This window comes from Streptomyces sp. NPDC107654 (assembly GCF_055639035.1).
In genome coordinates this window covers 79,174-104,994 of the sequence record NZ_JBVKBI010000013.1, presented here as the reverse complement: position 1 = coordinate 104,994, position 25,821 = coordinate 79,174, and the positions used below count along the sequence as shown (strand labels likewise).

Genomic DNA, 25,821 nt, shown 5'->3' with positions numbered 1-25,821 from the left:
CCGGGCCGCGGGATGTCCGGCCGCGCCCCTACAGGTCGAACTCCACGTGCTCGATGTCGGTGAAGCGGACTTCCTCCAGCTGGCCGGCGCGGCGGCCACCGTCCTGGAAGTACACCTCGCGGAGCCCTTCGGCGGTGATCTGCTGCAGCTGGCGGTCGGCGGCGCCGGCCTCCCGGGCGTCGAAGAGGCGGGCGGCGTACTGCGGGGGAAGGGCGACGGTCAGGTGCCGGATGCGGTCCTCGTCGGTGGTGCCGATCGGTGCGGTGTAGCCGAGCCGGGCGCGGGTGTCGATGACGATGCCACCGGTCGTCGCCGCCTGCTGCCGAGCCCTGGCGCGGATCTGCGGCTGCCACCGCTTCGTCACTTCGCGCTCCAGGCGCACGGCGAGGTCCGGGCGGGGCCTCTTGATCTGGTTCTTCACGTAGCGTTCGACGGTGCGCTGGGAGATGCGCAGCAGCTGGGCGACCCCCTTCGTGCCCTTGAGCTGCTTGACCAGGTAGCGCATCTGCGCGGGCGCGCTCTTGGGCACCGGGCGGGTGAACGCCTTCTGCACCGCCGCGTCCAGGCCGTCCCCGAACAGGCTCATCGCCCTCTCCTACTCTCCGCTGTCGGCGTCGGTGACGGTGCCGTCCTTGATGTACCGGGCGAGGTTGAGGTCGGGCGTGTCGAACCGGTCGCGGACCTCCTCGCCCCACAGCACGCTCTGGGTGCCTTCGTGTTTGACCAGGCCCGGGTTGACGCCGAGTCTGAAGCCGCCGGGCAGCGGCTTGCCGTCCGGGTAGGGCAGGAAGTCCAGCGGCGAGGGCCCGGCTGCAGCGTAGACGACGCAGTCGGAAAGGATCGCGATCGGGTACTGGCCGGTGAACGCCGCGTGCCTGAGGATCTTGCGGTGGAGGTTGATACGCGTGCGGGCGATGACCGCCGCGCGGATGTCCGGCCGCCAGGTCGGGCGGGACAGGGCCCGCCACGGCTCCCCGGGCCGCCAACCCTCACCGCGCGGGCGTTCGCGGAGCTTGCCGATGCCGCCCTTGACCGTGGCCTTGATCGCCGAGACGACGATCGCCAGTTGCGGGTCGCGTTCCCTGTAGCCGTCCATCGCCGTCAGGAAGTCGGCCGGTGCCATGTCCGCGTGCACGCCGAGGTCGGCCATCGTGGCGAGGTAGGCGTCGCGCAGCCGCTGGTACCAGCCGTCCAGGTAACGGCCGTTGTCGTGACGGACGTACGCCTCGACCGGCCGCACCTCGTAGCCCAGCTCCACCGCGTACGCGACGGTAGGCGTGGCGTACCAGGCAGGACCCTGGGGACGGTCGCCCTTCGGGGTGAACGGGCTGGGCAGCAGGCCGGCGTCCAGCTCCACCCACTCCTTGCCGGCCTTCACCCGCGAGAGGTCCACGTGGGAAAGGTCCACCAGCCAGCTCCCCGGGAGCTTCGGGTCGAACACCGGGTCCTCCACGCGGGTGGGCGCGCCGAGGCCGACGGTCAGGCCGTTGGCGCCGGCGGCGAAGGCGAGGTTGACGTCGATGCCCACCAGGTGCGGCAGAGCGCACTCGGCATCGGTCATCGGCCGCGCCCAGTCGTACGCCTCCTCCACCAACTTCTCGCCGGGGCCGCGGAGGTGGAATCGTGGCAGGTCCTTGAGCAGAGGGTGGCCGTCCGGGACCTCGCACGGCGCCGGGTCGACAGGCTCCTTGCCCAGGCTGCCGGGATTGTGCTCGGAGTGCCGCCGGCCGTCCGCGTCCGGTGCGGAAGCGCGCGTCGGCGGGTGCAGCGCGGTCATCAGTTCCAGACCGGTCACGGCCGCGGAACCGCGCGGCGTCATCACCCGCGACGCGTACGCACCCAGCACACGGGCCAGGTCCGCGGGCGGGAGCGCGGCGGCGTTTCCCCAGTAGCGGGAGTCCAGCGCGTGCCAGGACGGGATGCACAACTGCACGCACGCCCGCTCCGACCCGGTCGCAGGGCGGTAGATCCGCACCCATGGCCCGAACCCGCGTTTGGTCAGCTTCCAGCCCGCCCGGGCCAGCTGCTTGACGACCTTGTGGCTCTCCGGGACCCGCCCGGCAAGCCGCTCCTCGTCCGTGAGCGCGGCAGGAAGGCCGTAACGCTCCAGGGCGGCCTCGGTCAGCACGAGCAGCGGATCAGCGTCCTTGCCCGGGCCGGACAGCTTCGGCTGCCCCAGCCTGGCCTCCTTCAGCGTCCACTCCACGAGGGACGCGAGGGACTTGGCCGGCACGTCCAGCACCAGCCCGCCGGTGCAGTACGCCGCCACCCGCCCCTCCGCGTCGACGTCGACGACGGCCAACGGGCCGTTCTCGAACCGCGGGTCGGCGGCCGGCGCGGGGGTGGTCCGCTCCTTCGCCGCCACCGCTTTCTTCGCGCCGGTGGCCTGCTCCTGCGCCGCCTTCTTAACACCGGGGGGATGCGACGTCGACCTGCTCTTGGTACCGCCCTCCGGGCGGGACGCAGCGGCCGGGGCACGGGCGGGGGTGGGAGCAGAGGCGGCGGGGGCCGGAGCAGGAGTCGGCGCTTCCCGCGTCGCGGCCGCCGGGTCGGTGTTCGCCTCGGGCGCCGCCGCGTCCTCGTCACTGACGGGCGTGTCGGCCGGGGCGGGGTAAAGCTTCGCGAGCCCCTCCAGCAGACGGGCGTACGCGTCCCGCTCCGGTGGGCGGGGCTCGGTCTTCCCGGATTCCCAGGCACTGACCGTCGCCCGGCGCACCTGCAGGGCGGTGGCGACCTCGTCGATCGTCAGACCGTGGGCCCTGCGCAGACGCCTGCGCTCGGCCGGCGGCGGCAACGGAGCACGCGACGCAAGCAGTGCATCGACCGCGTTGAACAGCTCACCCTGCGGCATCGGACACCTCCTGTCCATCAGAGTAACCTCACGACCGCACGAATACCGTACGTTCCCCGTACCAACTGCGTCCTGCTGCCGTATATGCACCGGTTCGAGCGCAAAGCGTGAGAGGCTCCGCACCACGCGCGCCCGGGGCAGGGCCCGTTTTCTCGCTTGGCCCGGTGACTTCGACCTGGACAGAGGCGATCATGTCGAGGAAGTGCACCTCGCCTCGGGCGCCGCGCTTGAGGGGTTCGCCGGCGACGGTGCCGGGGGCACGTACTTCTTCTGCGGTGAAGGCGGCGAGGAACGCCCCATCCTCTATGCCGACTCCGAAGGAGGTGCGGCTCTGGTCGCCATCGGCCTGCACGAGCTGGTGCGGCTTCTGCTGGTCGTCCCGTGGTGGCGCGACTGCCAGGCGTTCACGGACGAGGAGAGTCGCGAGCTTGAGGCCGAGTATCTGGAGGACATACCGGACCTCGTGCCCCGGAGGGACCGCGCTGCCGCAGCCCTTGGCATCGACCTGCCGGGCCAGGCCGAGGTCCTGGCTCGCTTGAGGGAAGTAGCCACTCGGCTGGGGGAAGACTTCGTTTTGATCTTCACGCCGGAGGGACACCCCTACGAGCCGCTCTTCCCAGTCTGAGGGTCAGGCCGCGGCAAGACCCCGCCGGGGAGGTTGAGCCTCGAAGGTCCGCTGATCGCGTATGGGGGCCCATGGGACGTCGAGTCGTCGCCGAGCGAGGGCGAGGATCGCTTGTTTGTGGCTCTTGCCGCTCGGCTCCTTTGCGGTCGCAGAAGGTCTTCGAGGTTGGGCAGAAGCGGGCGGCGATCTGGGCGGATAGGTGGCAGGTGCCGGACCGGCGACTCCGGCGAGTCGGCCCGCGCTTTTGAAGGCGTCCATGTCCCCGCCGGTGCACGCTGTGAACTCCGCCCCCAGCAACGGGCCCATGCCGGTGCTCAGGTAGCGGGCGGGATGTCAGGACAGCTCGCGCCGCAGAGCTCAGGCGGTGGTCCGGTCCGCGTGCATCGCGACCCCCACGGGTCGACACGCGCGTGCTGGATGATGGTGCGGTGCAGCTCCCCCGCGTCCATCAGCTCCCTTACGTCTACCAGGTCACGAAGTACGACCCCGCCGACCGTGACGAACACGGGTACTACACAGGCGGTGAGGACGTCGTCAGCGATCACGGCGAGGTCGAGGCGTCGTATCTTCAAGCGGTCGCGGCCTTCGCCGAGGACACCGGCGTCGATCACCTGGCCGTACGCGAACCACGGATCCCGTCCTTCGCGCATTTCGGCGTGGAGCCTCCTGTGGAGGGCTTCGGGTTGGATGGACTTTTCCCGGGCGGCCTTGCCGGTTTTCACGATGGGGCGGAGGTGACGCTCGAAGTCGGGCTGCGGTTGGTGCGCGCCATGCTGCGCGACAACGGCGCCTGGTGCCGGCTGGAGGTGGGAGGCGCGTTCGCGGTCCATGTGGGATGGGACCAGTATCTCTACATCAGCAGCAGCCGGCCTTGTGAGGAAGCGCTGGCCGGCACGCGGGAGCTCGGACTGTTCCCGGAACGCGTGGACGCCTCCCCGTACGCCTTCGGGGAGGAGGAAGAGCAGGGCGTCCAGCGGCCCGGCGACGACGACTTCTGGGCCGGCCTGCACACGGCAGTCGCCGCCGGCCGTGCCGGCCTGCTGGAAGAGTCGTATGTGGAAGGTGGCTCACGATGGCACCACCTCACCAGCGACACCATCGGCCCCGTTCGCTTGGGACTGGCTCCCCGGGCCCGTCTCACCGTCTGGCCGTCCCTGTCCACCGACACCGACGCCGTCCTGAGAGCCTTGCCCGCTGATGGGCTCATCGAGGGCGTGTGGCAGGACGACGACGGCACCATCAGCAGCGCCATCGCCGAAAAAGAGCAGTTCCCGGAACTGACCGCCCGGATGTCCCGGGCTCGTGCGGCCGCGCTCCTGTCCGTGGATGCGGGTGGAAGTGAGAATGTGGCTCTGTGCACGGCTGTCATGCCCGACGACGACGGAGTCCTACGAGCGCGTTGGCGAACCGAGCCGACGCCGAGCGACCTCGCCTGGGCACTTCGTCAGCCCCGAGAGTGAGCGCTTCCGTCGGCCTGTCCGGGATTGGCGGCCGATCGGCCATCGAGTGGCCATCGAGTGGTCGTCGGCCGCGGGGTTCGGCCATGGAAGCCCGAAACCCACACCGGTGCTGCTCGGGGACCTCCGGAAGCCCCGCTGGCGGCGGCCGCCGGCGACTCACCGCCGACGGGAGATGGCGACACCGGTCAGGCAGAGCACGCCGCCGACCAGCCCGTATGCCGTCGGGATCTCGGCGAGCAGCAGCCACGACAACAGCACCGACACGGCCGGAACGGCGTAGGTCACCGCGGAGAGCCGACCGGCGTCCATGCGGCGCAGCGCGTAGGCCCACGCGGTGAAGCCGATTGCTGTGGGGAACACGCCCAGATAGACGGCGCCGAGCACCGCTCCGGTGGACGCCACCCGCACTTCGCCGACCAGTTGCGGCGTCCAGGGCAGCAGGACCACGGTGGCGACGACGCAGCCGAGCCAGATCGCGGTGAGTCCGTCGACGTGGCGCAACGTGACCTTCTGGATCATGACGCCCGCGGCGTAGAGCGCGGCGGCCAGCAGGCACAGCAGCACGCCTGCCCAGTCGCGCTGCGCGGTGGCCCCGGTCGCGATGAGCGCGGTTCCGCCCAACGCGACGAGCGAACCGACGATGAGAGGTCGTGAGAAGCCTTCACCGAGAAACTTCCCGGCAGCGATCGCGACGAGCAGTGGCGCGAGGTTCACCAGCAACGCCGCGGTACCGGCATCGACGTGCCGTTCCCCCGCGTTGAGAGCAACGGTGTAGCCGGCGAGCCACAGGACGGCGTACGCCGCGATCAGCAGGAGCGCCTTGCGGGACAGGCGGACGCGGACCGCCCGTTTGGCCACCGCGATCACTGTGAGCGAGATCGCCGCGACGCCCAGGCGGAGCAGCGCCAACGGCGCAGGGGACAGCGCGTTCCCGACACCGCGGATGGCGACGAATGCCGAGGCCCACAGCATGACCGCGAGCCCGGCAGCGGCCGCGATCTTGCCCATGTCTGTTCTGCTGGTGCCGGCGGGGCGGGTGGTCTCAAGGAGATCGGTCACTCATGCATCATCATCCCGTCCTTCTGTACAGCACAAGCGACGAGTTCTGTACTTCTGTTAAGCAGAGCTGTATCTTCGCAGCATGCTGGACATCCCACGGCTCCGCGTCCTGCGGGCGGTCGTCGCGACGGGTTCGATCCGCGCGAGCGCCTCCGCGCTCGGCTACACACCGTCCGCGGTGAGTCAGCAGCTCGCCACACTGCAACGGGAGACCGGGCTGCAGTTGTTCGAACGATCCGGTCGCGGCATCGAGCCCACCGCGGCCGGCCGGGTCCTGGCCGCCGAGGCCGACACGTTGTTCGAGGCGTTCAGCCGGGTCGAGCGGGTGGTCGGCGATCTGCGCAGCGGCCGGGTAGGCAGCCTTTCGATCGGCTACTTCGGCTCGGCCGGCGCGGCGTGGCTGGCGCCGACCGTTGCCGCGCTGCGTGCCGAGTTCCCGGACCTCCGACTGGACCTGCTGCTCACCGAGTTCACGCCGGGTGACCCGGACATCGACATCTTCGTGGAGGAGACGGGTGTCGAGCGCCCCGGATCGGTTGATGTGCACAGGCTCGCCGAGGACCCCTACCTCGCCGTCGTCCGCGTCGACGACCCGCTCGCCGAGGTGCCGGAGGTGCCGCTGGCGGACCTCGCCGAGCGGCCCTGGGTGGACAACGAACCCCGCGACGGGGTGTGCCGCCAGGTCCTTCTCAACGCCTGCGCGCAAGCCGGGTTCGCCCCGGGGTTCGTGGTGGAAACGCACGACTACCGGACCGCGATGTCCTTCGTGGCAACGGGCATCGGGCTGACCGTGGTGCCCGCGCTCGGTATCGGCGAGCTCCCGGAGCACCTGACGACGGTCGCCCTGGTGTCGCCCACCCCGGTCCGGTATCTCGGTCTCGCGGTGAAGAAGTCGATCGCGCGGCATCCCGCCGCCCGCCGGACCGTCGAGCTGCTGGAAAGCATGGTCTGCGCGGGGAAGTCCCGAGCCGGCTGAGGGGCGCCGAGACAGCCGGCGGACTGCTCACAGCGTCCCGCGGCCGTCTCCGGGGCCCCGCGCGAGGCCGCCCCGCCTCTCGACGCGGTGGTCGACGGCTAGTAGTCGTCGAGGGTCATGGAGTTGTAGAGGCGTGCGCTCTTGGTGGTGAGGCGGACGAGGGCGCGGCTGGGGCGGGTGGGCAGGGCGGAGATCAGGCGAGCGCCCTGGCCCAGACCCCACACACCGAGGCGGGACGTGGGAATCAGCGTTCTCGCCGCGCTCAGAGCGACCGCGCGGCTGCCGCGCACGGGTTCCGCCATCACACGTTCGTAGGCGGGGAAGGCACGCTCGTGGTCGCCGCCCGCCCGTGCCAGCTCTCCGGCGAGGACGTACGCGCCGACGACGGCCAGGGTGGTGCTGCCGCCGACGGCCGGACCGGAGCAGTAGCCCGCGTCACCGACGAGCGTCCCCCTCCCCCTCGACCAGGTGTCCATACGGAGCTGGGTGATCGAGTCGAAGTAGAACGCCGGGGTGCGGTCGAGTTCGTCCAGCCAGCGGTCCACGTGTGCGTGCATGCCGGCGAAGGCCTTGCGCAGCAACTCCTTCTGCCGGGGCACGTCGCGGGGGTGGTCGAGTTCGCGCTCGCCCCGGAACAGGAACAAGGCCCGCGCGTCAGGGAGGTGCCGCGCGCCGTACATGCCGGCGGTGCGGCCCACGCCGACGTGCATGACGAGTTCGCCGTCGAGGTCGGAGACGTTCGGCAGGGTCAGCACCCCGAGGTAGGCCCCGATGAAGTCGCTGAAGCGGGGCTCCTCGTCGAAGACGAGTCGGCGTACGTTGGAGTGCAGCCCGTCTGCGCCGACGACGAGGTCGAAGCGGCGCGGCGCGGCGTTCTCGAACCGCACCTCGCCGTCGGGCGCGACAGCGGTGATGGAGTCGCCGAAGACGTACTCGACGTCGTCGCGTGTGGCGTTGTAGTAGATCTCGCTCAGGTCGTCTCGCATGATCTCGACGTGCCGGTCGGAGGCACCGCTGAAAATCTTCGAGAGGTCCGCCCGGACGGGACGCCGTGAGCCCTCCCGGTGGACGGTCAGCCGGGTCGTGCCGGTGGCCCGCTCCTCGACGTACGGGAGCACGCCCATCTTCTCGGAGATGTTCACCGCCGGCCGGAACAGGTCGACCGCGTGGCCACCGGACTTGCGCAGAGCGGGCGCGCGCTCGACGACGGTGACGCGGAACCCGTGCCGGGTGAGCCAGTAGGCCAGTACCGGACCGGCGATGCCGGCGCCGGAGACGAGAATCCGCATGGCACCCCTTCTCCTCATTCGGTCCATCCGGTGTGGATCGCGGTGAAGCCCAGCAGGGAGGTGGCGGTCCGTGGCGGATCCTCCAGCAGGGGCGAGTGCCCGAGCCCGGGCAGCAACTCGACCACGGCCCCCGGAACGGCGCGGTAATCGGCGGCGGATGAGGCTCGCCATCTACGGTCGTCCTCGCCGAAGATCACCAGGAGCGGCTTGCCCAGGACCGTCAGCCGACCCGGCAGCGTCCGCTGCTCCACATACGAACGGGTGGCCCATATGGACGTGGTGAGAGAGTGGTGGGTCATACCGCGCACGTCGTCCAGGAGCTCTTCCGGTATCTGGTATCCCGGGCGGCTGAAACCCGTGCCGGCGAGTTTCCGGAGCTGTTCGTCCTCCGGCGGCCACTGTGAGAGGCCCATGGCCGTGGACTCCGAGACGATGCAGGCGTCCAGGCTGGGACCGGTGTTGATGAGGGCGAGCGCGGTCACCAGGTCGGGTCGCTGTTCGGCGAGGGCGGTGGCGACGACGCCGCCGCTGGAATGACCGATGACCACGGCGTGCGCGACGCCGAGCCGGTCCAGTACCGCTCCGGCCCGACGCGCCTGGTCCGGGACCGCGTAGCTGCGGTCGGCCGGTTTGGCCGACCGGCCGTGCCCCAGCAGGTCGATCCGGATGACGCGGTGGGACCCGGTCAGCAGCGGAACCAGCGGGTCCCAGGAGCGGGTCGAGGATGCGGACCCGTGGATGAGCAGGAGTGCGGGGGCGTCACGGGGGCCGTCCTGGCACACGTAGACGCCGCCGTCGTCCAGCGACGGGGGTGAGCTCTCGGTGGTCTCGGCGCCGCCGTTCATCTGCGGTCCGCCGTCGGAAACAGTCATGAGCCCACTGTCGCCGCTGGTGCCGGTCGACGGATTGGACAAATGTTCCGCTCAACCGGAGGGCCGGCTCACCTAGCATGGGAGCGTGCGAACCTTCATGCACGGTGCAGCTGCGTGGGACGTCGCATGCCCACAGCAGTCCAGTCGGGTGGCCGGTCTCACCATGGCCGGATTCCGTGTCCGTGAACTGGACGCGCTTCGGATGGTCCCGCACCCGGCCGTGACGCTGCTCCTGGAGTTCGGCGCCGGCTCGCCCGTCCTTGACTGTGCCCCAGGGCAGCGGCAGCGGGGAAGCCTCGTCGCCGGTCCCGGGCTCGGGTGCGGAGGCGCGGTCCGGGCGCGAGGAGAGAACGTCGAGTGCGTGCAAGTGCGCCTGTCCCCGATGATCGCACGCGCGATTCTGGGCGCCTCCCCCGCCGACCTCGACGGCGTCGTCGTCTCACTCGGCGACCTGTGGGGCCGGGAGGCGTCCCGGATCCGCGAGCGACTCGGCGATGTCTCGTCCTGGCAGGATCGCTTCGCGTTGACAGACGCACTGCTCGCCCGTCGGCATGAGGCGGGGCCGCCGGTGGACCCGGAGGTGGCCTGGGTCTGGCGCCGGATCGTCGGCAGCCACGGCCTGACCCGGGTCGACGCACTCGCGGCCGAGGTCGGATGGAGCCGTAAGCGCCTCTGGTCCCGATTCCGGTCGCAGCTCGGCCTACCGCCCAAACGCGCCGTGAGGCTGGTCCGCTTCGACCACGCCGCCCACCGCCTGGTCGCAGGTGAAGGCGCGGCCCACGTCGCGGCCGAGACCGGTTACGCCGACCAGTCCCACCTGCACCGGGACGTCGTGGCGTTCACCGGGGCAACGCCCGCGACCCTGGCAGACGAGCCGTTTCTCGCCGTCGACGACATCGCATGGCCCAGTCGTCGAACCACCCCATCGCTCACCTCCGCAGGGAGTCCCGGCTCGGTCGCCGTCCGGAGGTGAGACGGCTACGGCGTCAGAGAGGGGAAGCCGGCACCAAGCATCGATCTGCCGGACCTGATCCGGAAGATCGCCGCGTCCCTGGCGGACCACGGCACCATGGGCCTGGTGCTCAACGACGTCACACTCCTGCGGGTGCACCGTCCCGACGATCATGAGCATGCACGTCACCCTCTTCCTCATTCCCATTCCCATGGGCATGGGTATCGGCATCGGCATCGGCCTGGCGCTGGTCCCGGTGCGCCGTGCCACAAAGGAAGTCGGCGATCCCCGCCACATCCTCATGACATCCCTCGCGCCACTCCCGAAACGGCAGCGTGGGTCAGCGAGGTGACGGCCGGTCAGTGTGACGCCGGGGAGTACCCCATGCGCCGCCGACGCTGCTCGCCGCCACGCGGCGCGGGGCGTCCGGGTGGATGATTCTGCCCGCGTACCCCGGCACAGCCCTCACCTCGTCCACAGCAACCTGCCTATTTTCGACCAACAAGCCCCACTCACCTCGGTAGCCACTGACGACAGAGTCCGGACCGCCGGCAGGTCGGCCACCCCCCTGGAGGAATGCCGTGTGCCGTCTTTTCGGCCTCAGCAGCGCCCCGCACCGCACCCACGCCACCTTCTGGCTCCTGGACGCTCCCGACAGCCTCAGCCGGCAGAGCCACCGAGAACCCGACGGCACCGGCCTCGGCTACTTCACCGCCGACGGCACCCCGCGCATCGGCAAGGCCCCCATCGCCGCCTACCACGACCGCGCCTTCGCCGAGGAAGCCCGCCAGGTCGAATCGGCAACCTTCATCGCTCACGTGCGCTTCGCCTCCACCGGCAGTCTGGAGGTCCGCAACACCCATCCCTTCGAGCAGGACGGACGGCTCTTCGCCCACAACGGAGTCATCGAGGGTTTGGACGAGCTCGACGACCACCTGGGCGAGGACCGGTCGCTCGTGAAGGGTGACACCGACTCCGAGCGGTTCTTCGCCCTGATCACCCGGGAGACCCTCCGGCACGGCGGTGACGTCACGGAGGGCATTCGGCACGCCGCCCACTGGATCGCCGGCAATCTGCCCGTCTACGCCCTGAACCTGATCCTCATCACCCCCGAGGAGCTGTGGGCGCTGCGCTACCCGGACACCCACGACCTGTACGTCCTCGAACGCCGGGCCGGCGGCGAGCACGGCAGTCGGCATCTCGACCACAGCGGCGCCCAAGGTCGCATGCGCATCCACTCATCGCACCTTGCCCGGCACCGCGCCGTCGTCGTCGCCAGTGAGCGCATGGACGACAACCCCCACTGGCGGGAGATGGAGCCCGGTGAACTGCTCCACGTCGGCCCCGACCTCCGCCTCACCCGCCAGGTCGTTCTTCCCGATCCTCCGGCGCACCAACTCACACTCGATGACCTGCACCCCGACGCAGCCGCCTCCCAGAGAGCTGTCTGAGCGTCGTCCGAGCGAACGTCACCGGCTCCCTGGCCCACCCGCCCACAGGAGCAGCTGAACTCACGCTGGGGCAGCCGCGGTTGGTGGTGGAAACCGGCGTCGTCATGGCTGGGAGCGCCGCGAATGACGGGAGACCTCCAGCCCGCGCTTCGCACCCTGACGCTCGACGGCCGGGTTGTCGTGCGAGTGGAGCACCGCCAGGACACGACATTCACGCGGTGGTCTGCCGGATGAGGTGGTCGACGACATCGAGGTGGCTTTGGCGGTTGCGGTAGGCGGCCCGTTGGCGGTCGGCTCCGTTGCCTTGTCCGGGGAGGCGTTGGCGTGCTGTGTCGACGGTGCGCATGTCGTCGGCGGTCAGGGCGGGCAGGGCGGTGTTCCAGAGCTGGTCGAGGGAGCGGGCGGCGGGCTGGAGTCGGCCGGAGGACAGGTCGATGCTCTGGCCCCTCACGCCGTCGCGGGCGGCGCGCCAGCAGGCGGCCCGTAGCAGCTCCGCCTCCGGCCTCCGCCCGCGTTGTCCCTCGCGTACGGCGATGAGGGCGGCGGCGGTGAGGCCCTTGACGGCGGCGGCCAAGAGGAGGGTGTCGTCGACGGTGGGGGTCGCGTCGGCGACACGGACCTCCAGGGTCGGCACGTGGTGGGAGGGCCGAATGTCCCAGTAGACGCCGCCGCGGTCCAGGAGGGTGCGGCTGGTGATGAGCCGGCCGACGAGGTCCTCGTAGTGGGCGGGAGAGTCGAAGTAGGGCGGGGGCCCGGCCACGGGCCAGCGTCCCCAGGTCAGGGTGCGCCAGCTGTCGTAGCCGGTGTCCTGACCGTCCCAGTAGGGCGAGTTGCCGCTCAGGGCGATCAGTGCGGGCAGCCAGGGACGCAGGTGGTTGCTGACGGCGAGCGCGGTGGCCTGCTCGGGGACTTCCACGTGGATGTGACACGCGCACACGGTCTGCTCGTGGTCCAGGGCACGGAAGGTGGCCAGGCTCTGCGCGTAGCGTTGTCCCGCGGTCAGCGGCGGAGGGGTGTGCTGGCCCAGGACGGGAGTCCCGCTGGAGATCACGCGCAGCCCCAGGCGGGCGGCCGCACGCGCAACGGCGTCACGGCTGTGGCGCACGTCCTCGCCGAGGGCCGAGAGACTGGTGTGCGGGTGGGTCCGGATCTCGACTTGATAGCGCGTCAGTTCGGTGGTGACCCTCGGACCGAGTTCGGTGGCAGCTTCGGTGACGACCTTGTCGGCCCGGGCGCTGAGTTGCCGGGAGACCGGGTCCACCACGAGGTACTCCTCCTCCACGCCCACCCGTACCGCGTGAGCACCGCTGACCAGTGGTGAAGGGACGGGGGCGGATGTCCACTTCTCGCTCTTCATGGTGACGAGTATGTCACTTACAGTAATCGAAGGGGGAGAGGGCCGGCCGAAGGGAACATCCGTGAGGGAGCGCACCGGTGTCCTGGTCATCGGCGGAGGACCGGCGGGTTCGACGGCCGCCGCGCTCCTGGCACGCCCAGGGGGTCGAGGTGGTGCTCCTCGAACGCGAGCGCTTCCCCCGCTACCACGTCGGAGAATCTCTCCTGCCCTCCCTCCTTCCGCTGCTGGACGCTCTGGGCGCGCGGGAGGTCGTAGAGGCGCATGGCTTCCTCCGCAAGACCGGTGCGTTCTACGGCTGGGGCGGCCAGGAGTGGTCCCTCGGCTTCGACGAGCCCGGCAGGCCGGCTCCCTACAGCTTCCAGGTCATCCGCAGCGAGTTCGACCACCTTCAGCTGGACCACGCACGCCGTCAGGGCGCCGAGGTCCGCGAAGGCGTCACCGTCCGCGGCATCGCCTTCGATGACGGCCGCCCCACCGCCGGCTTGTGGTCGGACCAGGACGGCCGTCAGGGCCGCATCGCGTTCGACCACCTCGTCGACGCCTCAGGACGGGCCGGGATTCTCGCCGTCCGCCACCTGCGGAGTCGGCGCGTTCACGACGTGTTCCGCAACGTGGCCGCCTGGGGCTACTGGCGCCACGCCGAGCCCCTGCCCGGCCCGGCCGGGGCCATCGGTGTGTTCTCCCTGCCCCGGCACGGCTGGCTGTGGGCCATTCCCCTGCACGACCGGACCCTCAGCGTCGGTCTCGTCACCGACAAGGACTCCTTCAACAGCGACCGCCGCGCCTTCGGCTCCACCGACGCCGTCTACCACCGGGCCATCGCCCAGCAGCCACTGCTTGACGCCGTCCTGGACCAGGCGTGTATGGCCACCGGTCTGAAGGTGGAGAGGGACTACTCCTACACCAGCCGCGCCTTCGGCGGCCCCGGCTACTTCCTGACCGGCGACGCCGCGTGCTTCCTCGACCCCCTGCTGTCCACCGGCGTCCACCTCGCCATGTACAGCGCCACCCTCACCGCCGCCAGTCTGACCAGCGTCCTCGCCGGCGACATCACCGAAGAAGACGCCCAGCGCTTCTATCAGAGCGCCTACCGCCACGCCTACGAACGACTCCTCGTCCTCGTCAGCGCCTTCTACCGCATTCACGACGGCCGCGACTCCTACTTCCGCACCGCCCAGACCCTCAGTCACCGCGACCGACAGGACCTGTGCCTGCACGAGTCGTTCCTGAACATCATCACCGGCACCGACGATCTCCACGACAGCCGGCACGACCTCCTCGACCACCTCCACGCCACGCTCACCCAGGGCCGCCCCGGGCGCGGCAACCACGGCCTGGGCGGCCACGGCACCAGCGACATGCTCCCCCTGCCCACCCACCCCGGCCAGGCCACCGCCGGTCTGTACCTCGATCTCCACCCCCACCCCCGCCTGCGCCGCGCCCCCCGCCCCGGGGTGCAACCCACCCGGCCGTGACACCAGTGCCCACCCGGCGGACACTCGCCCACGCACGACGGCAGCCTCCGCCTCTGTACACGCGCATCAGGCGTACGAACAGCGTGCGGATGCCGCCGCTCGGCCGGACCTCCTCCCCAGCAGGACGACAGAGGGGACACGGAGAGGACGGCGGGCAAACCCATCCGATTACCCCACACTCCCGGCATCATGCACGGCTCTTCACAGCGGACGTCTTCCCGGTACACAGCGGCCGGGAGGCTTTGATCGGCGGGTGCCGACTGGGTTAGCCTGCGGCGTATTTTCTCCTCGCCTGTGGCCGTGATGTGAGGGAATGCAGAGCGTTTACGGGCCCTCCGCGGCCCGCCGGGGAGTTCGAGTCCTCACTGCCGAGGGCTCCAGGGGAGCGGGACGAGAGTGCGCATGAACAGCGACAAGACCGAGCTGATCGACGCCGCGCCGGGCAACAGGGAGCTCAGACAACTCCTGGCGGGGCTCACGGCCGTGCGGGACGGCGATTTCGGGACACGTCTGCCCGAGGACGCCGACGGTCTCATGGGCGACATCGCGAGTGTGTTCAACGGCATGGTCGACCAGCTGTCCGTGTTCACCTCCGAGGTCACGCGCGTGGCCCGGGAAGTCGGCACCGAAGGGACGCTCGGCGGGCAGGCGGAGGTGCCGGGGGTCTCCGGGACCTGGGCCGACCTGACCGACTCGGTCAACGCCATGGCCGGGAACCTGACCACCCAGGTCCGTGACATCGCCCAGGTGGCCACTGCCGTGGCCAAGGGCGACCTGTCCCAGAAGATCGACGTGCCCGCCCGCGGCGAGATCCTGCAGCTGAAGGAAACCGTCAACACGATGGTGGACCAGCTGTCCGCCTTCGCCGACGAGGTCACCCGCGTCGCCCGCGAAGTCGGCACCGAAGGACGCCTCGGCGGCCAGGCCAAGGTGCCCGGTGTGGCAGGGGTGTGGCGGGACCTCACCGACTCGGTGAACTTCATGGCGGGCAACCTCACCGCCCAGGTCCGCAACGTCGCCCAGGTCACCACCGCCGTGGCCAAGGGCGACCTGTCCCAGAAGATCACCGTCGACGCCCGCGGCGAGATCCTCGAACTCAAGAACACCATCAACACGATGGTCGACCAGCTCTCCGCCTTCGCCGACGAAGTCACCCGCGTCGCCCGCGAAGTCGGCACCGAAGGACGCCTCGGCGGCCAGGCAGACGTCAAGGGCGTCAAGGGCACCTGGCGGGATCTCACCGACTCGGTCAACTTCATGGCGGGCAACCTCACCGCCCAGGTCCGCAACGTCGCCCAGGTGGCGACGGCAGTGGCCAAGGGCGACCTGTCCCAGAAGATCACCGTCGACGCCCGCGGCGAGATCCTCGAACTCAAGAACACCATCAACACGATGGTCGACCAGCTCTCCGCCTTCGCCGACGAAGTCACCCGCGTCGCCCGCGAAGTCGGCACCGAAGGACGCCTCGGCGGCCAGGCAGACGTCAAGGGCGTCTCGGGCACCTGGAAGGCCCTCACCGACAACGTGAACGTGATGGCGTCGAACCTGACCGGCCAGGTGCGCTCCATCGCGCAGGTCGCCACCGCCGTCGCACGGGGCGACCTGTCCCGCAAGATCCGGGTCCAGGCCGAGGGCGAGGTCGCCGCACTGGCCGACGTGATCAACACGATGGTGGACACCCTGTCCGCGTTCGCCGACGAGGTCACCCGCGTCGCCCGCGAAGTCGGCACCGAGGGACGCCTCGGCGGCCAGGCCCACGTGCCGAACGTGGCCGGCACGTGGAAGGACCTCACCGACAACGTCAACTCCATGGCGAACAACCTGACCGGTCAGGTTCGCAACATCGCTCTGGTGACGACCGCCGTGGCCAAGGGCGACCTGTCGAAGAAGATCGACGTGGACGCACGCGGCGAGATCCTGGAGCTGAAGACCACCATCAACACGATGGTCGACCAGCTCTCCGCCTTCGCCGACGAGGTCACCCGCGTCGCCCGCGAAGTCGGCACCGAAGGACGCCTCGGCGGCCAGGCCGAGGTGGAGGGCGTCTCGGGCACCTGGAAGCGGCTCACGGAGAACGTCAACGAGCTGGCCGGCAACCTGACCCGGCAGGTCCGGGCCATCGGCGCCGTGGCCAGCGCCGTGGCCGAGGGCGATCTGACCCGCTCGATCACGGTGGAGGCCTCCGGCGAGGTCGCCGAGCTCAAGGACAACATCAACTCCATGGTGGAGTCGCTGCGCGAGACCACCCGGGCCAACCAGGAACAGGACTGGCTCAAGACCAACCTGGCGCGCATCGCCGGCCTCATGCAGGGCCACCGGGACCTGCCCGTGGTGGCTGAGCTGATCATGGACGAGCTGACGCCGCTGGTGTCCGCCCAGTACGGCGCCTTCTACCTCGCCGAGGACGGTGACCGCGGCCCGGAACTGCGGCTCGTCGGTTCCTACGGCAGGCCCGACGACGACGAGCGGCCCACCCGGTTCTCCTTCGGCCGCTCGCTGGTCGGCCAGGCCGCGCGCAGCCGCCGTACCATCACCGTGGACGAGCTGCCGCAGGGCTACGTGACCATCTCCTCCGGGCTCGGCCAGGCGGTGCCGACCGCGCTGATCCTGCTGCCGATCCTCTTCGAGGACCAGGTCCTCGGCGTCATCGAGCTGGCGTCGGTCGCCGCATTCACGCCCATCCACCGGGACTTCCTGGAACAGCTCCGCGAGACGCTCGGCGTCAACGTCAACACGATCGTGGCCAACGCCCGCACCGACGAGCTGCTGGAGGAGTCGCAGCGGCTGACCGCCGAACTGCAGGCGCGTTCAGCCGAGTTGCAGTCCCAGCAGGACGAGCTGCAGCGTTCCAACGCCGAGCTGGAGGACAAGGCGTCGCTGCTGGCGACGCAGAACCGCGACATCGAGGCGAAGAACCTGCAGATCGAGCAGGCCCGGCAGGAACTCGAGGCTCGTGCCCAGCAGTTGTCGCTGGCCTCGAAGTACAAGTCGGAGTTCCTGGCCAACATGAGCCACGAGCTGCGCACCCCCCTCAACAGCCTGCTCATCCTCGCCCAGCTGCTCGCCCAGAACCCCTCGCGCAACCTCACCCCCAAGCAGGTCGAGTACGCGGGAATCATCCACTCGGCAGGCAGTGACCTGCTGCAGCTGATCAACGACATCCTGGACCTGTCGAAGGTCGAGGCGGGCAAAATGGACGTCACTCCCGAGCGGGTGCCGCTGCGGCAGCTCATCGAGTACGTCGAGGCGACCTTCCGGCCCATGACGACCCAGAAGGGGCTGGAGTTCACGGTCACCACCGCTGCGGGGTCGCCCGCCGACCTGCTCACCGATGACTCCCGGCTGCGGCAGGTGCTGCGCAACCTGCTGTCCAACGCGGTGAAGTTCACCGAGCAGGGCAGCGTCGAGTTGGCCATCGAGCCCGCCACCGACGGAGAGGTGCCGCAGGACGTCGTGCGCGGCGGTGCCGTCGTGGCGTTCCGGGTGCGCGACACCGGCATCGGCATTCCGGAGCAGCACCTGGAGTCGATCTTCGGGGCGTTCCAGCAGGCGGACGGCACCACGAGCCGCAAGTACGGCGGAACCGGCCTCGGACTGTCCATCACCCGGGAGATCGCGCACCTGCTCGGCGGTGCCGTGGCGGTGAACAGCACTCCCGGCCGGGGCAGCACCTTCACCCTGTACCTGCCGGTGGCCCGGCCGGACTTCGAAGAGTTGCTCGACACCGGTCGGCCCGCCCCGAACAGCCCGAAGGCACCGGCCGAGCTCGCGTCGGCCGCCACCGCCGCCCAGACCACCGCTTCGCCGCAGCCGGCGGTTCCCGAGCCGCGGCCGCGCCGGCTCCTGGTGGTGGAGGAACGGCCGCGCGGGCTGCTGACCCTGGTCGCCGAGAGCGTGGTCGCGGACGTGGCCCGGCACAGCCCCGACGAGGGCTCCCCGCTGCCGGCGGTGGACGTCATCACCGCCGTCGGAGCGCAGGAGGCAGCGGGCGCGCTGGCCACCGAGTCCTGCCACTGCGTCGTACTGGACCTGGACATGCCCGGGGGCGAGGCGGGCCGGTTCCTGCAGGCGCTCGAAGGGGATTCGGGGCTGGCGAGCGTACCGGTGCTCATCCACAGCAGCCACCGGACGGAGGTGGCCCGGGACGAAGCGCTGCGCTCCCACCGCGACGACGGGTCCCTGGAGTTCCTGTCCAGCCTTGACGAGCTGCGCGAACGCATCGCCCTGCACCTGGCCGCCGAGGCACCCGGGGATGTGCTCTCCCTGGTCCGGGTCGAGGACCCGCAGGATCTCGCGCCGCCCGTGGACGACAGCTTCCGGGGCCGTACGGTCCTGGTGGTCGACGACGACGCACGCAACCTGTTCGCACTCAGCGGGATCCTGGAGATGTACGGCTTCCGGGTGCTGCACGCGGAGAACGGGCGCAAGGGCATCGACGCGCTGCTCGGCAACCCCGACATCTCGCTGGTGCTGATGGACGTGATGATGCCGGAAATGGACGGTTACACCGCCACCGCCGAGATCCGCAAGCTGCCGCAGTACGCCGAGCTGCCGATCATCGCCGTCACCGCCAAGGCGATGCCCGGCGACCGGGAGAAGTCCCTGTCCTCCGGCGCCAGCGACTACGTCACCAAGCCCGTCGACACCCGCGACCTCATCGCCTGCGTCCGACGCTGGCTGTCCTCGTGAGCGCGCCGGTACCCCCCGCCCACGGGGCGGGCGTAGCCCGGTGCGGCACGACCCGCCTCCGAGCGTCGTTCAGCCGAGGAGCGTGCACATCGTGAAGACGCCCGAGCAGCCGCCCGAACCGGGCGGCGCCGAGCCGGACAACGCGCCGCAGGATCTCGCGGGCGCCTCCCCCACCTCCCCGGTCGGCAGGCTGGCCGCCACGGTGGAAAGGCTGCGCCGCGAGGTCCGTACCGCTCATGCGGAGGCGGAGGGCCGGGCGCTGATCGAGCTGGCCAAGGGCATCCTGGTCGAGCGGCTGGGCTGTGGACCGGCGCAAGCCGCCCGGCAGCTGTCGGAGCTGACCGCGCAGGCCAAGGTGACACCACTGGAGTTCGCGGTGGAGGTCATCAACCAGGCCGCCCGCGACCGGGTGTCGGAGATCGCGGACACCTTCCTGAGCACCGCCGTCGAGACGCCCGCGCGCCAGGCCACCGCCCTGCGACTGCGGGCGGCGGAGAGCGGCGCGCTGGCCGCGAACGACACCCAGGACGTCGCCAACGCTCTGCTGGAGCACGCCCTGCGCCCGCTCGGCGCGGTCGCCGTGGCCGTGTGGAGCGCGGACGCGGACGGCTCGCTCACCCTCAGCGGAAGCGCCGGCTTCTCCCCCGCCGAGGCCGTCCGGTGGCGATACGTGCCCCCGGAGGTGGCGACCGTGGCGCGCCGGGGACTGACCGAACGCACCGGCCAGTGGTTCGAGTCGCTCGCCGACACCGGGCTGCCCACCATCGGCCGGCACATGTATCCGGCGGGTGGCCGGGTCGCGGTACCCGCCGGCACGGGGGGCCGCATCCACGGCGTCCTGGAGATCGTCTGGCCCGGGCCGCTGGAGCCGCAGCCGCCGCAGATCGTCCGGCAGGTGGAGGCCCTGGCCGAGCTGTGCGCGCACACCCTGGAGACGTACACGCGCCCGCCCGTCGGCCAGGACCCGCGGATCCTGCCGGACGCCGCCGAGCTGATGGACCTGGCCGATGGGCTGCACGACCCCGCCCTGGTGCTGGTGCCGCACATCGACGGCTCCGGCCAACTGGTGGACTTCCGTATCCAGCACGTCAACAACCGTTTCCTGGACCCGGCCGGCCGGCCGCGCGCGGTGGTCAGCGGAGCTCTGCTGCTCGAGGCGTACCCCATGGCCGCCGGGAAGAGCGAGCTGTTCCAGCGGGTCGAGCGGGTCTACGCCACCGGCGAGCCGTTCCGGGGCCGTCGGATGCGTCTGACCGCGCTCGTCGACCAGGTGCCGCTGTCGGCGGTCGCGGACATCAGCATCAGCCGGCACGGCGGCAGCGTGCTGCTGATCTGGCGTATCGAGGACGAGACGGCACGGCTGGCGAGCCTGCTCCAGCACGCCCAGCGTCTGGGCCGTATCGGCGGCTTCGAGGAGAACCTGCTCACGGGTGAGATCACCTGGAACGACCAGTTGTTCGACCTCTACGGCCGGTCCCCGTCGAGCACGCCCGTACCGCTGGAGGAGCTGCCCGCGCACGCGCACCGGGACGACGCGGTGGCCCTCGGCCGGTTCCTGCGGACGTTGATGCACCGCCGTCGGCCGGCCTCCGCGGCCTTCCGGCTGCAACGCCCCGACGGCGTGACCCGGCACATCCGCGTGGTCGCCGAGCCGGCCCTCGACGCGGACGGCCGGCTCTTCGTCGTGCGGGGCGCCTACCAGGACATCTCCGCCCAGCACTGGACGGAGGTGGCGCTGGCCGCCACCCGGGACCAGCTGGCCCACACCGAGCAGCAGGCGACCGAGCGCAACCGTCTGACGCTGCAGTTGCAGCACGCCATCATGCCTCCCGCGCACGCCCCCCTGACGGTGCCCGGCCTGGAGGTCGTGGTGCGCTACCGGCCGGCGGAGACCGAGCATCTGGTCGGCGGTGACTGGTACGACGCCGTGGTGCTGCCGTCCGGGCGGGTGCTGCTGTGTGTGGGCGACGTCGCGGGCCACGGCATAGAGGCCGCCACCAGCATGGTCGTTCTGCGCAACGCGTTGCGTGGCCTGGCCGTGACGGGCGCCGGGCCGGGCCAGCTGCTGTCCTGGCTGAACATCGTGGCGCACCATCTGACCGGAGGGGTCACCGCCACCGCGGTGTGCGCCCTGTACGACCCGGATCGTCGCAGCCTGCGCTGGGCACGGGCGGGCCACCTCCCGCCCGTGCTGGTCCGTGGACGGGAGGCGGCCCCGCTGCCGTTGGTCAAGGGCCTGCTGCTGGGCGCGGTGCCGGAAGCCGTCTACGAGGAGGCCGAGCTGCAGTTCACGCCGGAGGACATGCTGCTGATGTACACCGACGGGCTCATCGAGCGCCGGGACCGTTCGGTGGAGGAGTCCCTGACGCACCTGCTGACCACGGTCCGCACCGCGCCGAAGACCCTGGACCAGCGGCTCGACCGTCTGCTGACCTACAGCAGGTCGGACACGGACGACGACACCTGCATCGTCGGCATCCGCGTGACGTAGGCCCGACTCGGGCCACCGGGCCGTCTCCGGCGGAACGCGCCCGATCAAGCGCCGCGTTGGACGCGCGACGACTGCACCCGGGCCCTGGACGCGCCTGGAGGCCGACGAGCGGGCCGAACTGCGGGCGGGCCTCATTGGCGGTGCATGTGCAGGACCGCAGCGGGCACCTGCCGGCCGTCCACGTGCGCCTGCGGTGGAAACATCCGAGCCTATGCCCGGGGTGTGCCGTCCCAGCGCCATGTGGTGAGACACGGGTGGCCGGGTAGTTCGGCGCGTCCCGTGGCCCACAAGAGGGTGGTCCAGCCATCCGTGGACGAGGGCGCGTCCGGAAACAGCCGGGAGAGCACCCGGGAGCACAGATCGGCAGGCGGGCTCCATGCCAGACCAAGCCCTTGCGTCAAGTCGTGCGTGTGCACCAGGGTCTCCACGATCCCCATCGCGGCGAAACCCTCGGGATCCGAGACGCCGAAGACGTGGTGAGCGCGGGTCTCCGGGGGCTTGGTGCGCACCATGGCGACCAGCAGCGCGCCACTCGCTTCCAGGACCTGCAGCAGGCCGGCGGGTCCGGCTTCACGGTTCGCGTGAATGGCGTTCGCCGGGCCGCCGGGCCGTCGGCTCTCCCACACGAAGGGCACTTCGCCGTCCAAGGGCGGCGCTTTGGGGCCCAGTTGCGCAGCGTAGGCGAAGAGGTCGTCGCTGAGGTGCTCGACAGTTTCCCAGCAGTCCCATTCCAGCGAACCGGCCTTGCCTTCCCAAGCATCCGGGGGCGCCTCACGGAGCACCGCCACAGCAAGCTGCACGGCAAGGTCAAGGTCATCCGCGGTGACGGGGCGGCGGGAGAGGCCATCATCGACTGATCGGGACATGGCAGGACCGTACCGCGACCGAAAGGACCCGCCCCTCCTCTTACTCACCCAGCTGTCGGCGTACGACCTTCTGGTGTACGCCGACAGCAGCCGGCAACCCGGTGGAGGTTCGCGGTCCCGGCACTGGCGCAGCGATCGGCTGCCGCGCAGCCCCCGCATCTCTGGCGGCGAGCGGGCCGACGCGGCCCTGCCGTCTCAAGACGGCGGCGGCTCGGAGACGAGGGCGTCCCGGGCGCCGGACCACCGCTGTCGAGCGGACGGGCTCAGCCGCTCAGCTTCTTCCAGAGCTGGGTACTGCCCGTCGCCGAGGTGCAGCGGCCCTGGATCACCGGGGTCATCTTCGCCGTCGAACTTCCCCGGGTGCCGACGCACTTCTTCGACTTGGCGTTGACGATGAGGTAGACGCCGGATCGGACGTACTTCGACCGCCACAGCTGCGAGTGGTCGCTCGTGCCGGTGCAGTTGCCCCACGCGAGCGCCGCACCGCCGGCGACGGAACCGTGGCTGACGCCGAGGCACTTGCCGTTGTGGGGGTTCTTGAGCTTGACGTACTTCACGCCGCCGACCTTGGTCGCCGCGTACGGCCTCCAGACGGTGCGTGAACTGCCGCAGTCCATCAGATTGACGGTGCTTCGACTGGAGTGCATGCCCAGGCAGTAGCCGGAGCGGTAGTTCTTGTGACGCAGTGTACTTGCGGCCTCGGCCGGAGCCGCCGATGCCAGCGCCAACGTGGCGGTCAGGAAGGCCGCTGCCACGGGCAGCGTGTGCGATGTGCGCACGGATTCCCCCAAGTCGGTTCCGAAGTGCTGTTGCCGTGAACCATCGTCGCCGGACGCACCGGTTGGCCGCCTTGGCGTGGAGCGCCAGGCACTTGGCCGGGAGCGCCAGAAAGGCCGGCAACCTGATCGCACACAGTCGAAGAACACGCTGGGGACTCACGTGCGTTGGTCGGTATGCCAAGTTCTCCAGGTGCGTTACCCGGGGCTCCTCGCACACCCTGGTGGGCCGGTTCTGCCGGAGGCTGCTGCCCCAGCGGCCGAGTCGCGCGCGTCTCGTGCCAGGCCCGCACGGCGACGTACTGGGGCGGTGGCACTGCCGCAGGGCGCGTCCCGGCCTCGCGGCAAGAAGGCAAGCTCAGAGTCCGTCGCCCACTGCGGCGTGGGGCTGAAAGCCGCCCTGGCCTTCGATACTGCACTGGGCAGCTGCCGCCCGGCGAGCCAGACCTCGAGCCGTGGGAGTGCCACCTCCATTGACCGCCCTGGCGCTTGACGCGTGATGTCGGACTCCCTGCTGGTGAACGGCAACCTGCAAGCCGGTCTCGGTGCCGGTGTCGACGAGTTCGCCGAGGACGCTTCGGACCTTGTGCTGCGGCGGGGGCATCGTCTTCACCGGCTCGGCCACGTGTCACTGTGCTCCGACCACCGGCACGAGCGCCCTCACCGGTGTGGACGTCGTCATCGAGGGCGCCGCGTCCATGGTGGGCGGGCGCTCGGAGCGGGAAGACGCCGTCGCGGACTTCGAGCAGGGATACGGTGCGCACCTGACCGGCCCCGAGGGTCCCTGGGAGGATTGCGCTCGAGGCCGGGAGACGAGAACGGTCCCGGCACGGCATCCGGCTCGATGTCCAACGTTCCCCTCCTCAATGACGCATGGCCGGCCGACCGGCACTGGGGGGCGGTCCCGGCGAACCGAGCCATCATGCCCTCCGGTGGCGTCATGTGTCGTTCCGGAGCCGGGAGGGCGGGGCACTGCACTCTTTGGAGGGCACCGGGCCCGGAAAGAGTAACTTTCTCCCTTTATCGGTGATTTACGGGGCATGAATCCTTTTTGGCATCGACGGGGCCTCGCGGCCGTGACCGCCGCTGCGGCAACCGTCCTGTGCATGGCAGGCGTCGCTCCCGCCAGTGCCGCACACACACCGGACAAGGCCGCGGAAACGCCGTGGGTGGTGTCGCTGGGCGACAGCTTCATCTCCGGCGAGGCGGGCCGCTGGGCGGGTAACAGCAACGACAGTGCCGACGGCTACTCGCGCACCGATCGGGCCTTCGACCCCGCCACGCAAGAGACCGATCCGCACCGGGTGTACGGCAAGTCCTTCGACGACCGCTGCAACCGCTCCGACAGTGCCGAAGTCGACTCCTCCCCCATCGGGGGCCGTCGGGTCAACTTCGCCTGTTCGGGGGCGACGTCCACCGCCATTCTGCTGCCGGAGCACGGCGGGAGCCCCTTCAAGAGCGAGCCGTCCCAGGCTCAGCAACTCGGGAACGCCGTGGCCGGCCATTCCGTCCGGGCGGTCGTCGTCTCCGTCGGCGGCAACGACCTCGGCTTCGAGGACGTGATCACCACCTGCGCCAAGAACTTCGTCAAGCCGATCGGAGCCGCCCCCTGCGCTCCGACTCTGGCGCCGCAGGTGCACGACCGGCTGCCCGCGATGCGCACCGCGGCAGTCAAGGCGCTCGGCGACGTCACCACCGCCATGGAACGAGCAGGCCACCCGAAGGGCAGCTACCGCCTGATTCTGCAGTCCTACCCCTCACCGCTGCCCGACGGCGCGCGGGTCCGCTACCGGGGAGAGAAGTACGACCGGCTGAACCAGGGCGGCTGCCCCTTCTTCGACAAGGACCTCACCTGGGCCCATGACACTCTCGTACCGGAGATCAGCACCTCCCTCGCCGCCGCGGCCCGCACAGCCGGTGCGGAATTCCTGGACTTGTCCCACGCCTTCGACGGACGGGAGGTCTGCTCCGGGACGACCGTCCACGCCGGCCCCAGCGAACAGCCGTCAGGCCGCACCAGCGAATGGGTCCGCTTCGTGACGTCCGGAGCCGGTCAGGGCCAGAGGCAGGAGTCCCTGCACCCCAACTACTACGGCCAGCTCGCCCTCGGCACGTGCCTGGGTCTCAAGCTCGCCCGGCATCCCGGCAATCACTCCTGCCTCAACAAGACGGGCGCAGGCCCCCGGGACATGCTCCTGCGGGCAGCCCCCTCCGCGTGACACAACCGCACTCGCTCGCGCTTGCGAACCACCCCCGCAGGATCGGGATCGGGGGCAGCACCTGTCACCGTGGACGTCCGAACGTGTCTCCGACCAGCCCTTGGTCGTTCCCGGTGGCCAACGGCTGTACCGATGTGCCGAGGCCGCACTGACAGTGGACTGCCCCTGAACGGCACACCTCTGGTTCGGCCCTGTTGCGTGCGTGGAGCCTGCAACAGGGCCTCCGCCGTCACCATTGGCAGCACAGTCTCATCGCTGGTCGCACGTCTCCCCCTGATCGGCTGCGGAGTCCGTCCCGTGATCGTGGCCCGGGAACGGGTGGCACGCCAGGACCCGTCTGTCGGCTGTCCTGCGGACGGCAGGTGCCCGCGTCCGGCTCCGCGTCGCTCACCACGGCCGGCAGCGTCCTGATG

Annotated in this window: 18 protein-coding genes and 1 pseudogene; 10 read left to right on the top strand and 9 right to left on the bottom strand. The window is 70.5% G+C overall.

All coding sequences use genetic code 11. The features are described 5' to 3' along the window. Positions 1-28 precede the first annotated feature (28 nt). On the bottom strand, positions 29-586 hold the full coding sequence (gene tpg, locus ACZ7N4_RS23250) for a telomere-protecting terminal protein Tpg (RefSeq protein WP_471360741.1): 558 nt from the start codon (positions 584-586) through the stop codon (positions 29-31). Between the two features lie 9 nt (positions 587-595). After that, a complete protein-coding gene (gene tap, locus ACZ7N4_RS23245) occupies positions 596-2,851 on the bottom strand; it encodes a telomere-associated protein Tap (protein WP_471360738.1) in 2,256 nt (751 codons plus the stop codon). 202 nt (positions 2,852-3,053) lie between these two features. On the opposite strand from tap, the gene ACZ7N4_RS23240 reads away from it, so the two are divergent. Beyond that, a complete protein-coding gene (locus ACZ7N4_RS23240; RefSeq protein ID WP_471360735.1) occupies positions 3,054-3,476 on the top strand; it encodes a hypothetical protein in 423 nt (140 codons plus the stop codon). A gap of 203 nt (positions 3,477-3,679) precedes the next feature. Here ACZ7N4_RS23240 and ACZ7N4_RS23235 read toward each other — a convergent pair. Beyond that, a pseudogene (locus ACZ7N4_RS23235) lies at positions 3,680-3,785 on the bottom strand (IS110 family transposase); the annotation flags it as partial. Positions 3,786-3,904: 119 nt separating this feature from the next. Here ACZ7N4_RS23235 and ACZ7N4_RS23230 point away from each other — a divergent pair. Continuing rightward, entirely contained in the window at positions 3,905-4,936 is a 1,032-nt protein-coding gene (locus ACZ7N4_RS23230) for an RNA-binding protein (RefSeq protein WP_471360732.1), read from the top strand. Positions 4,937-5,092: 156 nt separating this feature from the next. On the opposite strand, the gene ACZ7N4_RS23225 is transcribed toward ACZ7N4_RS23230, so the two are convergent. Next, positions 5,093-5,995, bottom strand: a complete 903-nt coding sequence (locus ACZ7N4_RS23225; RefSeq protein ID WP_471360731.1) for a DMT family transporter — start codon at positions 5,993-5,995, stop codon at positions 5,093-5,095. 82 nt (positions 5,996-6,077) lie between these two features. Here ACZ7N4_RS23225 and ACZ7N4_RS23220 point away from each other — a divergent pair, with 82 nt between their 5' ends. Further along, positions 6,078-6,971, top strand: coding sequence for a LysR family transcriptional regulator (locus ACZ7N4_RS23220; protein ID WP_471360728.1), 894 nt, complete (start codon positions 6,078-6,080; stop codon positions 6,969-6,971). A 98-nt stretch (positions 6,972-7,069) separates the two neighbouring features. On the opposite strand, the gene ACZ7N4_RS23215 is transcribed toward ACZ7N4_RS23220, so the two are convergent. Next, positions 7,070-8,260, bottom strand: a complete 1,191-nt coding sequence (locus ACZ7N4_RS23215; protein WP_471360726.1) for an FAD-dependent monooxygenase — start codon at positions 8,258-8,260, stop codon at positions 7,070-7,072. A gap of 14 nt (positions 8,261-8,274) precedes the next feature. Beyond that, complete coding sequence (locus tag ACZ7N4_RS23210; RefSeq protein WP_471360723.1) at positions 8,275-9,132, bottom strand: alpha/beta fold hydrolase; 858 nt, start codon at positions 9,130-9,132, stop codon at positions 8,275-8,277. An 85-nt stretch (positions 9,133-9,217) separates the two neighbouring features. Here ACZ7N4_RS23210 and ACZ7N4_RS23205 point away from each other — a divergent pair, with 85 nt between their 5' ends. The 3 genes from ACZ7N4_RS23205 (at position 9,218) to ACZ7N4_RS23195 (ending at position 11,535) form a co-directional block, all read left to right on the top strand. Continuing rightward, the gene (locus ACZ7N4_RS23205; protein ID WP_471360721.1) at positions 9,218-10,105 is read left to right on the top strand and encodes an AraC family transcriptional regulator; all 888 of its coding nucleotides are present in this window, start codon (positions 9,218-9,220) and stop codon (positions 10,103-10,105) included. A 157-nt stretch (positions 10,106-10,262) separates the two neighbouring features. Further along, positions 10,263-10,436 carry a hypothetical protein gene (locus ACZ7N4_RS23200; protein ID WP_471360719.1) on the top strand — a complete coding sequence of 58 codons (174 nt, stop codon included), beginning with the start codon at positions 10,263-10,265 and terminating at the stop codon, positions 10,434-10,436. Between the two features lie 229 nt (positions 10,437-10,665). Beyond that, entirely contained in the window at positions 10,666-11,535 is an 870-nt protein-coding gene (locus ACZ7N4_RS23195) for a class II glutamine amidotransferase (protein WP_471360716.1), read from the top strand. 211 nt (positions 11,536-11,746) lie between these two features. Here ACZ7N4_RS23195 and ACZ7N4_RS23190 read toward each other — a convergent pair whose 3' ends face one another. Further along, on the bottom strand, positions 11,747-12,892 hold the full coding sequence (locus ACZ7N4_RS23190) for a carboxylate-amine ligase (RefSeq protein ID WP_471360714.1): 1,146 nt from the start codon (positions 12,890-12,892) through the stop codon (positions 11,747-11,749). A gap of 77 nt (positions 12,893-12,969) precedes the next feature. On the opposite strand from ACZ7N4_RS23190, the gene ACZ7N4_RS23185 reads away from it, so the two are divergent. From ACZ7N4_RS23185 to ACZ7N4_RS23175, 3 genes are all read left to right on the top strand, one after another. After that, positions 12,970-14,367, top strand: coding sequence for an NAD(P)/FAD-dependent oxidoreductase (locus tag ACZ7N4_RS23185; RefSeq protein ID WP_471360712.1), 1,398 nt, complete (start codon positions 12,970-12,972; stop codon positions 14,365-14,367). A 402-nt stretch (positions 14,368-14,769) separates the two neighbouring features. Continuing rightward, positions 14,770-19,056, top strand: a complete 4,287-nt coding sequence (locus ACZ7N4_RS23180; RefSeq protein ID WP_471360709.1) for a HAMP domain-containing protein — start codon at positions 14,770-14,772, stop codon at positions 19,054-19,056. Positions 19,057-19,147: 91 nt separating this feature from the next. Then, on the top strand, positions 19,148-21,547 hold the full coding sequence (locus tag ACZ7N4_RS23175; RefSeq protein ID WP_471360707.1) for a SpoIIE family protein phosphatase: 2,400 nt from the start codon (positions 19,148-19,150) through the stop codon (positions 21,545-21,547). Between the two features lie 209 nt (positions 21,548-21,756). On the opposite strand, the gene ACZ7N4_RS23170 is transcribed toward ACZ7N4_RS23175, so the two are convergent. Both ACZ7N4_RS23170 and ACZ7N4_RS23165 read right to left on the bottom strand, forming a co-directional pair. After that, positions 21,757-22,413, bottom strand: coding sequence for a hypothetical protein (locus tag ACZ7N4_RS23170; protein ID WP_471360704.1), 657 nt, complete (start codon positions 22,411-22,413; stop codon positions 21,757-21,759). A 263-nt stretch (positions 22,414-22,676) separates the two neighbouring features. Next, entirely contained in the window at positions 22,677-23,192 is a 516-nt protein-coding gene (locus tag ACZ7N4_RS23165) for an RICIN domain-containing protein (RefSeq protein ID WP_471360702.1), read from the bottom strand. 1,103 nt (positions 23,193-24,295) lie between these two features. On the opposite strand from ACZ7N4_RS23165, the gene ACZ7N4_RS23160 reads away from it, so the two are divergent. After that, on the top strand, positions 24,296-25,408 hold the full coding sequence (locus ACZ7N4_RS23160) for an SGNH/GDSL hydrolase family protein (RefSeq protein ID WP_471360699.1): 1,113 nt from the start codon (positions 24,296-24,298) through the stop codon (positions 25,406-25,408). Positions 25,409-25,821 lie beyond the last annotated feature (413 nt).